Source organism: Nocardiopsis sp. SBT366, assembly GCF_001083815.1.
Taxonomy (GTDB): Bacteria; Actinomycetota; Actinomycetes; order Streptosporangiales; family Streptosporangiaceae; genus Nocardiopsis; species Nocardiopsis prasina.
The window spans coordinates 1-14,561 of the sequence record NZ_LAVM01000023.1 but is presented as its reverse complement, the minus strand read 5'-3'; the positions used below and the strand labels follow the sequence as shown (position 1 = coordinate 14,561).

General features: G+C 70.3%; 16 protein-coding genes. All 16 read right to left on the bottom strand.

Annotated features, from left to right (window positions below):
* Nucleotides 1-11: 11 nt before the first annotated feature.
* Nucleotides 12-230 (bottom strand): hypothetical protein, encoded by a 219-nt coding sequence (locus ADX84_RS09340; RefSeq protein WP_017545978.1) that lies wholly within the window; start codon nt 228-230, stop codon nt 12-14.
* 184 nt (nt 231-414) lie between these two features.
* Nucleotides 415-630, bottom strand: a complete 216-nt coding sequence (locus ADX84_RS27075; protein WP_017545977.1) for a hypothetical protein — start codon at nt 628-630, stop codon at nt 415-417.
* Between the two features lie 219 nt (nt 631-849).
* Nucleotides 850-1,989 (bottom strand): DNA-processing protein DprA, encoded by a 1,140-nt coding sequence (dprA, locus tag ADX84_RS09330; protein WP_049570677.1) that lies wholly within the window; start codon nt 1,987-1,989, stop codon nt 850-852.
* The gene (locus ADX84_RS09325; protein ID WP_049570673.1) at nt 1,983-3,503 is read right to left on the bottom strand and encodes a YifB family Mg chelatase-like AAA ATPase; all 1,521 of its coding nucleotides are present in this window, start codon (nt 3,501-3,503) and stop codon (nt 1,983-1,985) included. The genes dprA and ADX84_RS09325 overlap by 7 nt, the downstream gene beginning before the upstream one ends.
* A complete protein-coding gene (locus tag ADX84_RS09320) occupies nt 3,503-3,874 on the bottom strand; it encodes a YraN family protein (RefSeq protein ID WP_049570670.1) in 372 nt (123 codons plus the stop codon). The genes ADX84_RS09325 and ADX84_RS09320 overlap by 1 nt, the downstream gene beginning before the upstream one ends.
* Nucleotides 3,875-3,988: 114 nt before the next feature.
* Complete coding sequence (locus ADX84_RS09315; RefSeq protein ID WP_049570667.1) at nt 3,989-4,321, bottom strand: DUF2469 domain-containing protein; 333 nt, start codon at nt 4,319-4,321, stop codon at nt 3,989-3,991.
* Nucleotides 4,322-4,591: 270 nt separating this feature from the next.
* Nucleotides 4,592-5,467: a signal peptidase I gene (gene lepB, locus ADX84_RS09310; RefSeq protein WP_049570664.1), complete on the bottom strand. Its 876-nt coding sequence runs from the start codon at nt 5,465-5,467 to the stop codon at nt 4,592-4,594.
* Between the two features lie 62 nt (nt 5,468-5,529).
* Nucleotides 5,530-5,889 carry a 50S ribosomal protein L19 gene (gene rplS, locus ADX84_RS09305; RefSeq protein ID WP_049570662.1) on the bottom strand — a complete coding sequence of 120 codons (360 nt, stop codon included), beginning with the start codon at nt 5,887-5,889 and terminating at the stop codon, nt 5,530-5,532.
* Nucleotides 5,890-6,114: 225 nt separating this feature from the next.
* The gene (gene trmD, locus ADX84_RS09300; protein WP_049570660.1) at nt 6,115-6,879 is read right to left on the bottom strand and encodes a tRNA (guanosine(37)-N1)-methyltransferase TrmD; all 765 of its coding nucleotides are present in this window, start codon (nt 6,877-6,879) and stop codon (nt 6,115-6,117) included.
* A gap of 11 nt (nt 6,880-6,890) precedes the next feature.
* The gene (gene rimM, locus ADX84_RS09295; protein ID WP_049570655.1) at nt 6,891-7,412 is read right to left on the bottom strand and encodes a ribosome maturation factor RimM; all 522 of its coding nucleotides are present in this window, start codon (nt 7,410-7,412) and stop codon (nt 6,891-6,893) included.
* 189 nt (nt 7,413-7,601) lie between these two features.
* Nucleotides 7,602-7,844 (bottom strand): RNA-binding protein, encoded by a 243-nt coding sequence (locus ADX84_RS09290; RefSeq protein WP_026129499.1) that lies wholly within the window; start codon nt 7,842-7,844, stop codon nt 7,602-7,604.
* Nucleotides 7,845-7,846: 2 nt separating this feature from the next.
* Nucleotides 7,847-8,302 carry a 30S ribosomal protein S16 gene (gene rpsP / locus ADX84_RS09285; protein ID WP_049570653.1) on the bottom strand — a complete coding sequence of 152 codons (456 nt, stop codon included), beginning with the start codon at nt 8,300-8,302 and terminating at the stop codon, nt 7,847-7,849.
* Between the two features lie 267 nt (nt 8,303-8,569).
* Nucleotides 8,570-10,171: a signal recognition particle protein gene (ffh, locus tag ADX84_RS09280; RefSeq protein ID WP_049570648.1), complete on the bottom strand. Its 1,602-nt coding sequence runs from the start codon at nt 10,169-10,171 to the stop codon at nt 8,570-8,572.
* A gap of 206 nt (nt 10,172-10,377) precedes the next feature.
* Nucleotides 10,378-11,598: a hypothetical protein gene (locus tag ADX84_RS09275; RefSeq protein WP_049570645.1), complete on the bottom strand. Its 1,221-nt coding sequence runs from the start codon at nt 11,596-11,598 to the stop codon at nt 10,378-10,380.
* A gap of 412 nt (nt 11,599-12,010) precedes the next feature.
* Complete coding sequence (locus ADX84_RS09270; RefSeq protein WP_049570642.1) at nt 12,011-13,354, bottom strand: ammonium transporter; 1,344 nt, start codon at nt 13,352-13,354, stop codon at nt 12,011-12,013.
* Nucleotides 13,355-13,617: 263 nt separating this feature from the next.
* Nucleotides 13,618-14,561, bottom strand: a 944-nt coding sequence (ftsY, locus tag ADX84_RS09265; RefSeq protein WP_049570638.1) for a signal recognition particle-docking protein FtsY, incomplete at its 5' end; no start/stop codon positions are given.

The window sequence follows — 14,561 nt, the reverse complement described above, 5'->3', positions numbered from 1 at the left end:
GCCCCGCCGGATCAGCTGCAGCAGCAGCAGGGGCAGCAGCTACAGCAGCTGCAGCAGCCGCCGCCACTGCCAGACGCGCCGATCTCCATCATGGCCAGCGTGGAACCGAGCGACTCGATACCACCGGGCTGGTCCGAACCGAAGCCGAGAACACCCTCACTGCTGGTGCTGAATTCCTCGACCGGAAGGTCTCCGAGACCAGCGGAGATCTGGTCAGCCTTCATCGACATGGAACCTCCTCCCTTTCTACGTAGGAACACCGAGGCCCTTCTGCCCCGGTGCTGCACCATCATCCCCGCCGCTGCTTACAGCGCACCTACAGCGGGTTTGCACCTGAATGCATTCATGACCAAGGTCCCCGACGACCCGGCCGACCGCCAGCCGCAGCACGGGGCGGCCGACCAGGTCACTGGGTCAGCTGCAGCAGCAGCAGGGGCAGCAGCTGCAGCAGCTGCAGCACTCGCCGCCGCCGGAGGCGCCGATCTCCATCATGGCCAGCGTGGAACCGAGCGACTCGATACCACCGGGCTGGTTGGAGCCGAAGCCGACGACACCCTCGCCACTCGAACTGAATTCCTCGACCGGAAGGTCTCCGAGGCTTGCCGAGAGGTGACCGGACTCGATAGACATACGATCTCACTCCTTTCTTCGTCCAAGGTTTGACAACGCGTCGAGTAATCGACGCCTACCACTCTGACCAATCGCAGTTACAGACTGACTACTGCGGGCTTTACTCGAATGGGTATACCGAACGCCGCCGGGCTCCGGACCGCCGTGTCCGCGCGCCTCGCCTCGGACCGACGGGTCCCGGCCGCACCCGAGACCTCCGACCGGCCCTCTTCGGTCCTGTCACCGAGGCCGGGAGCGACGGCGCTCCGGGAGACGCCAGCCCGCCTCGCAGCGTTCCACCAGGCCCGCCGCCGCCAGCATGCCCAGTGCCCGGATCGTCTGCTCCAGGTTCCCGGTGCTGTTCGAGGCGACCACGGCGGTGCCCACGCCACGACGGGTCACGGCCGAGAGCACCCGTGCGGTCTCCCGGTCCAGTTCTGCGGCGGGCACCAGGGGACCCGCTCCCTCGGGGACGGCCTCGCCCAGGGGAACGACCAGCTCCACCACGTCGTCCGCGCGGGTCACGCAGCTGGCCCGGCCCTCGCGGAGCAGACGGTGACAGCCCACCGACATCGGCGAGGTCACCGGCCCCGGGACGGCCATCAGCACCCGGTGGAGGTCGGTCGCGTGGGAGGCGGTGTTCAGCGCCCCGCTCCGGGCCCCTGCCTCCACCACCACCGTGCCGGGGGTGAGCGCGGCGATCAGCCGGTTGCGCACGAGGAAGTCCGGGGTTCGCGGGGTCCGGCCCACCGGCCACTCGCTGACCAGCACCCCCGTGCGAGCCACGTCCGCGAACAGCCCCGCGTGACCGCGCGGGTAGTCCGTGTCCAGACCACAGGCCAGGACCACCACGGTGCTCCCCGTGGTGAGCGCCGCCCGGTGCGCGGCGCCGTCCACTCCGTAGGCTCCTCCGGAGACCACCGAGAAGGAGCGGTCGGCCAGTTCACAGGAGAGCTCGGCGGCCACGTGCAGCCCGTAGGAGGTCGCGGAGCGCGCGCCCACGACCGACACCGACCACAGGCAGAGGTTGCGCAGGTCGCCCATGCCCCGCACCCAGAGCCCGTAGCAGACGGGCAGCTCGTCGAGCCGCCCCGGCCACTCGGGGTCTCCCGGGGCGACGAACCGGACCCCGGCCTCCGCCGAGGCGTCCAGCAGCAGGTCCGGGTCCACCCGCCGCGCCCGCTCCGACCAGCCCCGCCAACTCCGCATCGCCTGCTCCGACGGCGGTGGGCGCCCCGGGGGCGGCTCCCCCGAGAGCAGGGCGGCCCAGACTGTGGCGGCCCCGTGCTCGTTCACCAGCGGCCCCAGCCAGCGGTGGCTGGGTGGCGCCACCGCCGTCAGACCGACGCGTGCGCGTGCCTCGTCGGTCACCGTCACCACGCCCTTCCCGCCCAGAGGGCGTAGGCGTAGGAGGTCTCCTCCTCGGTGGGGCGCTCGCGGCCCGCGAGGTCGGCCAGGGTCCAGGCCACCCTCAGGGCGCGGTCGACCCCTCGGGCACTGATCTGTCCGGCGTCCATCGCCCGTCCGAGGACCCGCAGGGCCGCTGGCTCCACCGGGAAGTCCCGCCGCAGCCTGGCTCCGGGGATGGCCGCGTTGGTGCTCCAGGGGGTGTCCGCCAGCCGCTCCCTGGCCCGGGAACGGGCCTGCGCCACCCGGGCGGCCACGGTCGCGGAGGACTCGGCGAAGGCCCGGTCCGCCAGGAGTTCGGCCCGCGAAACCGGTTGGAGTTCCACCTTGAGGTCGATCCGGTCCAGCAGCGGGCCGGACAGCCGGGAGAAGTACCGCCGCCGCTCACCGGACGGACACGTGCAGAGGCTGCCGGGCTTGGCGCAGGGACACGGGTTGGCTGCCAGCACCAACTGGAAACGGGCGGGGAAGGCCACCGTGGATGCGGAGCGGGCGATCACCACCTCACCGCGTTCCAGGGGTTCGCGGAGCGAATCCAGGACACCCCGGCCGAACTGCGGGGCCTCGTCCACGAACAGGATGCCGTGGTGCGCCTTGGACACCCAGCCGGGCTGGGGGTTGCCGTGACCTCCCCCGATGATCGAGGCGCGGCTGGAGGTGTGGTGCGGCGCGGCGAAGGGGGGCACGGTGACCAGTGGCGCGCCGGGCGGTAGCAGCCCGGCCACCGAGTGGATCGCCGTGGCCTCCAGGGCCTCGGTGGAGGAGAGCGTGGGCAGCACCGTGGGCAGACGTTCCGCGAGGAGGCTCTTACCCGTCCCGGGTGGGCCCAACATCATCAGGTTGTGCCCTCCGGCGGCGGCGATCTCCACGGCCCGCCGGGCCACCGGTTGCCCCAGCACGTCGGCGAGGTCGGGGCTCCCCTGGTCCGGGACGACGGCCGGCGCGGGCCCCTCCGTGGGCGGTTCCGGTTCCTCCTCCCCGCGCAGCCAGCCGCACAGTTCGGCGAGGTCGGTCACGGGCACGACCGTCACGTCCGGTACCAGACGGGCCTCCGCCAGGTTGCCCGCGGCCACCACGAACCGGGTGAAGCCCTGTTCGGCGGCGGACACCATGGCGGGCAGCACCCCGCGTACCGGGCGCGCACGACCGTCCAGGCCCAGTTCGGCGATGAGCACGGTCCCGGCCAGGCGGTCCGGCGGCACCTCACCGGCGGCGGCCAGCACCGCACCGGCGATGGCGAGGTCGAAGAGGCTGCCGGACTTGGGCAGGCTGGCGGGGGACAGACTGATGGTGATCTGTCCGCTGGGCCAGGCCTCGGAGCTGTTGGCCACCGCGGCGCGGATCCGGTCCCGGGCCTCCCGCAGGGCGGCGTCCGGCAGCCCCACCAGGGTGACCCCGGGCTCTCCGCCGCCCAGGTGCACCTCCACCTCGACGATGTGGCCCTGGACGCCCAGCAGCGTCACGCAGTGTGTGAGGGCGAGCGACATCAGCCCATCCCCCGTTCGTGGGAGACGAACACGCGTCCGCCCGCGACCAGCAGGCAGACCCCGTCGATCCGCAGCGGCCGGGGCGGGCAGCGGTGCAGAAGGGCCCAGGACCGGCCCAGCCCCCGCAGTCGGCGCCGTTTGCTCTCGGTGATGGCCTCCACCGGATGGCCGTGCCGCAGCGAACCACGGGTCTTGACCTCGGCGACCACCAGGAAGGGCCCGTCCCGGGCCACGATGTCGATCTCCCCGGCGCCGCCCGGGGCCCGCCAGTTGCGGGCGAGCACCCGCATCCCGGCCCGTTCGAGGTAGGCCGCGGCGAGCTCCTCACCGCGGCGTCCCAGTTTCCTTCGGTACTCGGCCCACCGATCCACCGGCGACCACCTCCCGTAACCACGGTCGGTGATCGGGGCCGGGCGCGCCAGGGGTCAGTTTCTCCTGTGGATAACCCGCTCCACGAAGAAGGAGGGAGGGGCGCCGCCGGACCGCTACTCCGCGGGTCCGCCGCCGTCCGCCGGGGGCATCTCCAGGTCGGACTTGGTGATCTCCTCGACGTTCACGTCCTTGAACGTCACCACGCGCACGTTGCGCACGAACCGGGCCGGGCGGTACATGTCCCAGACCCAGGCGTCCTCCATCACGACCTCGAAGTACATCTCCCCGTTCTCCGTCGAGCGGGGCTGGAGGTCCACGTGGTTGGTGAGGTAGAAACGCCGTTCGGTCTCCACCACGTAGCCGAACAGTCCGACGACGTCGCGGTACTCGCGATAGAGCTGAAGCTCCATCTCGGCCTCGTACTTCTCCAGGTCCTCAGAACTCATGTGCGCGCTCGCTTTCGTCAGCACTCTCCGGTCATGATGTGCCGGTCCCCCTGGCGTGGCAACACCTCCGCCACCCGGCTGGTACCCACCGGAGACGGCTCCACGCGTTCGGGGAACGCCGATACGATCCGAGTTCCATCATGCGTCACGCAACGGGCTTTTGTGCCCCGTCGAGCGGAATTCCTTCGACGGATCGGTCACTTGACCCGAAAGTAAGGCCATGACCTGCGACGATACCCGGAAATCGTTCGGCCCGGTTCGGCCACCGGCTCAGTCCTCGGACCCGCTCAGCTCGTCGAAGGTCTGCGGGACGCCGAGCCCGCCGGCCTGGCTGAACGGCCAGATGATGACGAAGGCCCGTCCGACGACGTGGTCGATCGGTACGGCCCCGCCCCCGGGGTTGTTCTGGTTCATGCGGGAGTCGTAGGAGATGGCCCGGTGGTCACCCATCAGCCACAGGTACCCCTCCTGCACCTCGATGGGACCGAACTCGGTGTGGCTCCCCACGCTGCCCGGATACAGGTAGTCGTCCTCCTCCAGGGGAACGCCGTTGACCAGGATCCGGTTCTGCTCGTCGCAGCACTCCACGGTGTCACCGGGCAGACCGATGACCCGCTTGATGTACTCCTTGCCCGTGGGCGCCGCGCCGAGCTGCTGCTGCACCCAGGTGAAGCCGCGGCTGACCGGGTTGGTCGACTCCGGCGGCTGCACGACGGTCGGATCGTCCCACGACCCGTCGCCGTTGAACACGATCACCTCTCCGCGCTCGATGTCGCGGATCTGGTACACAACCTTGTTCACCAGGACCCGGTCACCCACGAGCAGGGTGTTCTCCATGGACGAAGAGGGGATGTAGAACGCCTGCATCACCCAGGTCCTGATCACGAACGCCAGCACGAGGGCGATCACGATCAGGATGGGGAGTTCCTTCCAGAACGACCCCTTCTTCGCACTGCTCTGGGACTGGCTCATGTCGGCGTCAGCTCTCTCCTCCGGCCCCTGACCAGCGGCGTCGGATACACCACTGGCTCCCAGGCGCTCATGCGTCTGGGAGCCAGTGGCGGAGCTGTGCTCCTCCGGGCCGGGCCGGGCGGAATCCTCGTCCGGGACCGCGTCCGAGCCGAGGTCCCTCTCGTCTTTGCTCATCGGCCGAAAGCCTATCCTGCCGCCCGGCGGGGCGGCATGGTTCCGGCCGGATCAGCCAGAGCCTACTTGTTGACGGGCTCGCGGCGCTCGCGGATGCGGGCGGCCTTGCCGCGCAGGTCGCGCAGGTAGTACAGCTTGGCGCGACGCACGCGACCGCGGGCGACGACCTCGTACTTCTCGACGGCCGGCGTGTGGATGGGGAACGTACGCTCCACGCCCACGCCGTAGCTCACCTTGCGGATGGTGAAGGTCTCGCGGTTGCCCGCGCCCTGACGGCGGATGACGACGCCCTTGAAGACCTGGACACGGGTACGGGTGCCCTCGGTCACGCGGACGTGGACGTTGAGGGTGTCACCGGGACGGAAGTCCGGAATGTCGGTGCGAAGCTGAGCCTTCTCAAGCTCCTGAATGGCGGTGTGCATCTCGCGAATCCTCATCAATAGCGCGCCGCGTCCTGCCCCCCGGCTGCTCCGGGGAGGGGGTGCGCGGGCGAGGCCCTGTTGGGTCTGAACTGTGGAACCACCCGGTGACCGACACAGAGGCCGACGTCGTACCGCCGGCATGCGGATGCCTTGGGGTCACCAGAGGGGAACTCACCCAGTTTGCCACATGATCCCGGCCGTCCCGAACCGGCCGTTCACCACACTCTACGAGGTCGGTGCGGTCCGTTCCTCGGCGAGGACCTCACGGTCCCGCTTGTCAAGGGCCTCGGCCGGGGTGGCCGCCACCAGGTCGGGCCGGTTGCGGGCGGTCTTGCGCAGCGCCTGGTCACGGCGCCAGCGGTCCACCGCACCGTGGTTCCCGGAGAGCAGCACCGGCGGCACCTCCTGGCCCCGCCACGTGCCGGGCTTGGTGTACACCGGCCCCTCCACCAGGTGCTCCATGCCACCGGAGGCGAAGGAGTCCTGGACGTGCGACTCCCGGTTGCCGAGCACGCCGGGCAGCAGCCGGGTGATGGCCTCCACCATCACCAGGGTGGCCGACTCACCCCCGTTGAGGACGTAGTCACCGATGCTGATCTCCTCGACGGGCATCCGCTCGGCGGCGTCCGCCGCGACCCTGGAGTCGATGCCCTCGTACCGGCCGCAGCCGAACACCAGGTTCTCCTCCCCCGCGAGCCGCTCGGCGTCGGCCTGGGTGAAGGGTCGTCCGCTCGGGGTCGGCAGGACCAGCCGCGTCGGCCGACCCGCCACGACCTCGTCGAGGGCCTCGCCCCACGGCTCGGGCTTCATGACCATGCCGGGACCGCCGCCGTAGGGGGTGTCGTCGACGGTGTTGTGCCGGTCGTGGGTCCAGTCGCGCAGGTCGTGGACGCGCACGTCGAGCAGGCCCGCCTCGCGTGCCTTGCCGATCAGCGAGAGGTCGAGGGGAGCGAAGTAGTCGGGGAAGATGCTGATGATGTCGATGCGCACTGCGTACTCGTTCAGTCGGTGTTCTGGAGGTCGAGCAGGCCGGGCGGCGGGTCGAGCACGATCCGACCGCCAGCGACGTCGACCTCGGGGACCAGGGCGGCGACGAACGGCACCAGGATCTCGTGACCGCCGGTCTCGGCGGCGATGACCAGCACGTCCTGCGCGTGGTGGAGGACGTCCTCGACCTCACCCACGGTCTCGCCCTCGGTGGTGACGGCGGTCAGGCCGATCAGTTCGTGGTCGTGGAACTCGTCGGGGTCGTCCAGGGGGGCGATGTCCTCGGAGTCCACGGTGAGGAGGGTGCCGCGCAGCGTCTCGGCGGCGTCGCGGTCGGCCATGCCCTCGAAGCGGATGAGCAGCCTGCCACTGTGGCGGCGCGTCGAGGCCACCTTGAGCGGACCGGTCGAGACCGGATCCGTCTGGAGGACGGCGCCGACGGTGAACCGGGCGTCGGGGTCGTCGGTGCGCACGTCGACGGCGACGTCGCCGCGGATACCGTGCGCGCGGCCGATCCGGCCCACCACGAGTCGCATGAGCAGTGCTTTCCTTTGGTCGATCCTCGATCCCCGGACGTCACACGAGGTGTCCCGGCGCCCGGGTCCCCCTCGGTGTCCCCGGGCGGGGAGCCGCCCCGGGGAAAAGCGTGCCCGGGGCCGTTCACACGGTCCCCGGGCACGAGTGCGGGGCGCCGACCGTCAGCGGTCGGCGCCCCCAGAGGCGCGTCAGCGCACTTCGTTCAGGTCCAACAGGTCCACGCGGACGTACCGGCCGCCAGCGAGGGAGCCGACGACGGTCCGCAGTGCCTTGGCGGTCCGGCCGTTGCGGCCGATGACCTTGCCGAGGTCGTCCGGGTGGACCCGGACCTCCAGAACCTTGCCCTTGCGGAGCCGCTTGGCTCTCACCTGGACGTCGTCGGAGTTCGTGACGATCCCCTTCACGAGGTGCTCAAGCGCCTCTTCCAGCACGATTAGGCCTCGCCCTCGGACTTCTTCTCAGCCTCGGCGGCCTCGGCGGGCTTGTCGGCCGCCTTGTCCGTCTTCTTCTCGGCCTTCTTGGTCTTCTTCTCCTGACCGGGAAGGACGAGCTCCTTCAGCGCGGCCTGGAAGGCGGCGTCCTTGGCCTCGGGGTCCTTGGCCTCGGCGACCTGGAGCGGCGCCGGAGCGGCCAGGCCCTTGAACTTCTGCCAGTCACCGGTCTTGCGCAGGAGGACCTTCACCGCGTCGGTCGGCTGGGCGCCGACGGACAGCCAGTACTGGGCCCGCTCGGAGTCGACCTCGATGAGGCTCGGGTGCTCCTTGGGGTGGTACTTGCCGATCTCCTCGATCGCCTTGCCGTCACGCTTGTTGCGGGCGTCGGCGACGATGACACGGTACTGGGGCGTACGGATCTTGCCCATACGCTTGAGCTTCAGTTTGACAGCCACTGGAGTGGTCTTCTCCCGTATAACGGTGTTAGCGCCTGATGGGCGACCCACGTGGGGTTGTGGAACCCGTCGAGGCAGGACGTGGGCGGCGGGTTAGTTAGAGGGCTGACCCGGCCACCGTTAGTCGACTACTCATTGTGCCAGACGCGGACGTGTTCCTTGGACAGGACACCACCGTGCGCGCGGCCCGGTTCGAGAACGACCGCGGCCCGCCCGGGATGTCCCGGGCGGGCCGTGGTGGGTGTCACTGTCGCCGTGCCCTGCCTGCTACTTCTTCGGCAGCTTGAAGTTGGACAGGTCCGGCATGTTCGGGCCGCCGAAACCGGGCGGGAGGGTGGGCTGGTCGGCGCCGCCTCCGCCGAGGCCCGGAGGCAGCTGCGGCATCTCCTGGCCGCCCTCCTCCTGGCGCCGCTTGCGCTCGGCCGCGCGGTCGGCCTCCTGCTGGCGGGCCTTCATGGGGTTGCCGCTGCGCTGCTTGCCCTTCTTCGCCTTCTTGGACTGGGCCTTGGCCTTCTTCTTGTTGCCGCCGCCCATCCCGGGCATGCCGGGCATCCCCGGGACGCCGCCGCCGCTCTTCATCTTGCGCATCATCTTCTGCGCCTCGAAGAAGCGGGTGACCAGGCCGTTGACGTCGCTGACCTGCGTGCCGGAGCCGTTGGCGATGCGCAGACGGCGGGAGCCGTTGATCATCTTCGGGTTGGCGCGCTCACCGGGGGTCATCGACTGGATGATCGCCTGGATGCGGTCCAGGTCCTTGTCGTCGATGCCGTCGATCTGCTCGCGCATCTGCCCCATGCCGGGCATCATGCCGAGCAGGTTGCCGATCGGGCCGAGCTTGCGGACCATCGCCATCTGCTGGAGGAAGTCGTCCAGCGTGAAGTCGTCGTCCGAGGCCATGGTCGAGGCCATCTTCTCGACCTCGGCCTCGTCGAACGTGCGCTGGGCCTGTTCGATGAGGGTGAGGACGTCACCCATGTCCAGGATGCGCGAGGCCATCCGGTCCGGGTGGAAGAGGTCGAAGTCCTCGAGCTTCTCGCCGGTGGAGGCGAACATGATCGGGCGGCCGGTGAGGTGCCGGATGGACAGGGCCGCACCGCCGCGGGCGTCACCGTCGAGCTTGGTGAGCGCGACCGCGTCGTAGCCGACGCCGTCCAGGAAGGCCTGGGCGGTGTTGACCGCGTCCTGACCGATCATGGCGTCGACGACGAAGAGGATCTCGTCGGGGTTGACCGCGTCGCGGATGTCCGCGGCCTGCTGCATCATCTCGGTGTCCACACCGAGGCGGCCCGCGGTGTCGATGATGACGACGTTGTGGTTGTTGCGCCGCGCGTGCTCGATGGACTCGCGGGCCACGTCGACGGGGTTCCCCACGCCGTTGCCGGGCTCGGGAGCGAACACGGGGGTGCCCGCGCGCTCACCGACCACCTGGAGCTGGGTGACGGCGTTGGGGCGCTGGAGGTCGGCGGCGACCAGCAGCGGGGTGTTGCGGTCGGCGGCGAGCCACTTGGCGAGCTTGCCCGCGAGGGTGGTCTTACCGGCGCCCTGAAGACCGGCGAGCATGATCACGGTGGGCGGCGTCTTGCCGAAGCGGATCTGCCGGGTCTCGCCACCGAGGATCTCGACCAGTTCCTCGTTGACGATCCTGATGACCTGCTGGGCGGGGTTGAGGGCCTTGGAGACCTCCTCACCGCGGGCGCGTTCCTTGATCCGCGAGATGAACTCGCGGACCACGGGCAGCGCCACGTCCGCCTCGAGCAGCGCGAGACGGATCTCGCGCGCGGTCGCGTTGATGTCCTCCTCGGACAGCCGCCCCTTGCCGCGCAGCGAGGAGAAGACCGATGTCAGCCGGTCGGAAAGCGTCTCGAACACGAGTTTGGCCAGTCCTTCGTCGTCGGGTTTGACTTCCTAGCCTACCGCCCCGCCGTCACCGGGCACGAAGCCCAGGTCCGGCCGGGACGACCCCCGGCACGGAAGGGGCGGGGGGAGCGCCCCGCCCGGTTCCCGCCTCGCGGGCACCCGGACCCGCACGCAAGTGCGGTCCGGGTCCGTGGGGTCCGGGTCTGTGTCGTCCGGGGCTACTCGCCCTCGGTCTCCTGCGCCTCGGCGCCCTCGCTCTCCTCGGCGCCCTCGGACTCCTCGGACTCCTCGGTGTCGCCCGCCAGGGTGGCCTCGCGCTGCTCGGCCAGGGCGGCGAGCATCTCCTCCTGCTGTCCGCCGCCCAGCCCACGGGTGGACAGGCGGGCCTCGCCCTGGATGTCCTCGTAGGTCTTGGGCTCGGAGGTGACGATGTTGTAGTTGGCATCACAGGAGAGGGCGAGCGAGCCACCCGCCTCCAGGGAGCCGCTGTCGGAGCACTCCTCGTCGCCGATCTGGTCCTGGGTGAAGGTGACGTCCATGCGGACCAGGACCGTGCCGCTGCCCGAGGCGCCGGCGTCGCGGACGGTGCCGGACCAGGTGCAGTGCGGACCGTCGACGCACTCCATCTCGGGCTGGCCGTCCCAGCTCACCTCGATGCGCGCGTCACGGGAGCCGGTGAGCTCGTCCTCGGTGACGGTGGTCAGGTTGTCGTAGAGCTCCTCGGCGGCGGCCTCGTCGGCCTGGGCGATGTCCAGGCGGACCTGCGGCCCGTTCTCGCCGCCCTCGGGGACGAGCTCCTCGACCTCGACGCGCAGCACCTGGTTGGTCTCGGCGTCGATCCACAGCTGGTTGCGCTCGCCGTTGAGGTCGACCTTGTAGGCGCGGGTGTCGTCGAGGGTCTCCTCGACGGCCTCGTCGCCCTCCAGACCGATCTCCTCCAGGATCGCCGCGAGCGCGGGCGGGGCCAACGTGTTCTGCGGGTTGATGCCCGCCTGCGCGGTGGAGGAGCGCACCCAGGCGCCGTCGAACTGGTCGCTGTCGGGCCCGAAGACGTTCTTGTCGAGCCAGAACTCCTCACCGGCGCGCAGGAAGATCTTGCTGTCGGCGGCGATCATCTCCGCCTCGACCCCGTTGGCGCGGACGGTGCCGCTGGTCGCGCCGCCGTCGGCGACGGTCACGGTGGTCTCCTGGATGTCCCCGCCCACGGTGTGGGCGACCTGCCCGTCCGCGGTGAGCGCCGGGTAGTCGGCCAGGTCCGCCAGGGCCTGCTCCAGCAGGGGTGCGGCGTCGACCGGCTCGGCAGTCTCCTCGGTGGGAGCGGGCTCGTCGTCGTCGCCGCCGAAGCCGCATCCGGCCAGTCCCAGCGCGGTGATCGTGCCCACTGCGGCGAGGGCGAGCCGTCCGCGTCCGCGACCCCTGTTGTGCGTAACCGGCGCCATCTTGCCTCCTGACCCCGACCTGTGGGGTGCTGATCCGAATGCGCGTGAAGAAAAAGGTCGTGGGAGGGTCCCGGGCGTCTTTCACCGCCCTGCCTCTCCGCGACGTGGTGACGCGGGCGCGGGCCCAGCCGGTCGCGTCCGGTGGGCCCCCGTGGGTCGGCCCATCCCGGCGCCCTTCGCCGTCCCCCGAGACCGGGTTGGCCGCCGCACCGCCCAGAAAGGGTATCGAACGCGAGCACGCGCCACTGCCAACACCACTCCATGAACACGCACAAATCAGTGGAATCCGCGACTGGTGGGCGGCCGGAACAGCCACAACGCGAACGGGGCCGACGGGGAGAAATCCCCCGTCGACCCCTCTGTCCGCCCCACCGTTTCGGTGGTCCGGGACCGGTCGCCTCGACGTTGAGAGCTAGGACCCGACCCGCGGTGAGGCAGCCTCCTCGCCCGGAGGCGTCGGCGAGGAGGCCGTCGTTTCCTCCATCTCGTCGAGCTCGTCGAAGGCGTAGGCCGACTCCGCGTGGAGCTCGTGGTCCAGGCCGTTGGTCTCGACCTCCTCGGCGATACGGAAGCCGATGAGCAGGTCGATGACCTTGGCGATGACCCACGTGACGATGAAGGTGTAGACCATGACGCCGATCACCGAGATCGCCTGGGCGGCGAGGAGGCCGAGGCCGCCGCCGAAGAACAGGCCCGCGTCGCCGCCGCCGGGCACGGCGGCGGAGGCGATGAAACCGAGGGCGAGGCAGCCGACGATGCCGCCGACCATGTGGATGCCCACGACGTCCAGGGCGTCGTCGTACTTGAAGCGGAACTTCCAGCTGATGGCGTAGGCGCAGATCGCGCCGGACAGGGCGCCGACGATGATCGCGCCAACCGGGGTGACGTTGGCGGCCGAGGGCGTGATGGCGACGAGCCCGGCGATGGCGCCGGAGGCGAAGCCCAGGGCGCTGACCTTGCCGTAGCGGAGGCGCTCGACCAGCATCCAGGCGGCGGTCGCGGCGGCGGTGGCGACCTGGGTGTTGACCAGGGCCAGGGCGGCCTGCTCGTTGGCCGCGTAGGCGGAGCCGCCGTTGAAGCCGAACCAGCCGAACCACAGCAGGGCCGCGCCGAGCAGGACGAACGGCAGGTTGTGCGGGCGCATCGACTCGGAGCCGAAGCCCTTGCGGCGGCCGAGGACGAGGACCAGGGCCAGGGCCGCGGCCCCGGCGTTGATGTGCACCGCGGTGCCGCCCGCGAAGTCGATGACCTCGGGCAGGCCGGTGAACTCGTGCATGCTGGCGATCCAGCCGCCGCCCCAGACCCAGTGGGCCACCGGGAAGTACACGAGGAGCGCCCAGATCGGGGCGAACAGGAGCCAGGCGCCGAACTTGGCGCGGTCGGCGATGGCGCCGCTGATCAGGGCCACGGTGATGACCGCGAACATCAGCTGGAAGCCCGCGTCGACGAGCAGCGGGTAGCCGCCGTCGGTGCCGTCCATCGGCTCGACCTCGGTCATGATGCTGCTGAGGCCGACGTAGTCGAAGCCTCCGATGAACATCTCCAGGGCGCCGTGGCCGGGCGCGTAGGTCAGTGAGTGGCCCACCAGGACCCACAGGACGCTGATGATGGCGATGCTGCCGAAGCTCATCAGCATCATGTTGAGGACGCTCTTGGCCCGCGACATGCCTCCGTAGAAGAAGGCCAGGCCCGGGGTCATGAGCATCACCAGCGCGGCGCTCATCAGCAGCCACGCGGTGTTGCCTGAGTCAATCATTTCGTCGCCTCCGTTGCACGGACGGGGGATGGTCGTGAGATGCGGCGGTCAGCGAGCGCGTCTTCGGGCCCGATGCGCTGGCCACGGCGACCACCTTCCGGCCCGGGTGTTTCCCGGCCGGACCCGACGTGTTGCGCAGGCGTAAAAGGGCGGCTCGGAGTGTTAAGCCGTCATGAACAAGCCGTGCTCGGAGGACGAACGACGAACGGCCGGACCCCCGTGTCACGGGTGTCCGGCCGTCTGGTGCTCGTGGTGCCCCCGGGTCAGCCGAGGATGGCGTCCACGAAGACCTCGGGGTCGAAGGGAGCGAGGTCGTCGGGACCCTCGCCGAGTCCGACGAGCTTGACGGGTACGCCCAGCTCCCGCTGGACCTGGACGATGATGCCGCCCTTCGCGGTGCCGTCGAGCTTGGTCAGGGCGATGCCGGTGACGTTGACGACCTCGGCGAACACGCGCGCCTGGCGCAGTCCGTTCTGGCCGGTGGTGGCGTCCAGGACGAGCAGGACCTCGTCGACCTGGGACTTCTTCTCCACCACACGCTTGACCTTGCCCAGCTCGTCCATCAGGCCGGTCTTGGTGTGCAGGCGTCCGGCGGTGTCGATGATCACGGTGTCGACTCCGTCGTCGATGCCGCGGGCGACGGCGTCGAAGGCCACGCTGGCGGGGTCGGCGCCCTCGTCCTTGCGCACGACCGGGGCACCGACCCGGCTGCCCCAGGTCTGGAGCTGTTCGCTGGCGGCGGCGCGGAAGGTGTCGGCGGCGCCGAGCACCACGCTGCGGCCGTCACCGACCAGGACGCGGGCGAGCTTGCCGGTCGTGGTGGTCTTTCCGGTGCCGTTGACGCCCACGATCATGATGACCGCCGGTCGGTCGCCGTGGGGTTCGGTGCGCACGACGCGGTCGGTGTCGGTGCCGATCTGCTTGAGGAGTTCCTCGCGCAGGAGGGCGCGGACCTCGTCGGTCTCCCGGGTGCCGAGCACCCTGACCCGCGTGCGCAGGTTCTCCACGATCTGGCTGGCGGCGGTGACACCGATGTCGGCGGTGATGAGGGTGTCCTCGATCTCCTCCCAGGTGTCCTCGTCCAGGTTCTTGGCGGACAGGAGGCTGAGCAGCCCCTGGCCGAAGGAGCCCTGCGAGCGGGCCAGGCGGGCGCGTAGGCGGACCATCCGCCCTGCGGACGGGGGCGGGGTCTCGATCTCGGGGGCGG

Coding starts and splice junctions, on each gene's coding strand:
- ADX84_RS09340 (WP_017545978.1), bottom strand. CDS start 230: ATGTCGATGAAGGCTGACCAGATCTCCGCTGGTCTCGGAGACCTTCCG.
- ADX84_RS27075 (WP_017545977.1), bottom strand. CDS start 630: ATGTCTATCGAGTCCGGTCACCTCTCGGCAAGCCTCGGAGACCTTCCG.
- ADX84_RS09325 (WP_049570673.1), bottom strand. CDS start 3,503: ATGTCGCTCGCCCTCACACACTGCGTGACGCTGCTGGGCGTCCAGGGC.
- ADX84_RS09315 (WP_049570667.1), bottom strand. CDS start 4,321: ATGAGTTCTGAGGACCTGGAGAAGTACGAGGCCGAGATGGAGCTTCAG.
- lepB (WP_049570664.1), bottom strand. CDS start 5,467: ATGAGCAAAGACGAGAGGGACCTCGGCTCGGACGCGGTCCCGGACGAG.
- rplS (WP_049570662.1), bottom strand. CDS start 5,889: ATGCACACCGCCATTCAGGAGCTTGAGAAGGCTCAGCTTCGCACCGAC.
- rimM (WP_049570655.1), bottom strand. CDS start 7,412: ATGCGACTCGTGGTGGGCCGGATCGGCCGCGCGCACGGTATCCGCGGC.
- ADX84_RS09275 (WP_049570645.1), bottom strand. CDS start 11,598: ATGGCGCCGGTTACGCACAACAGGGGTCGCGGACGCGGACGGCTCGCC.
- ADX84_RS09270 (WP_049570642.1), bottom strand. CDS start 13,354: ATGATTGACTCAGGCAACACCGCGTGGCTGCTGATGAGCGCCGCGCTG.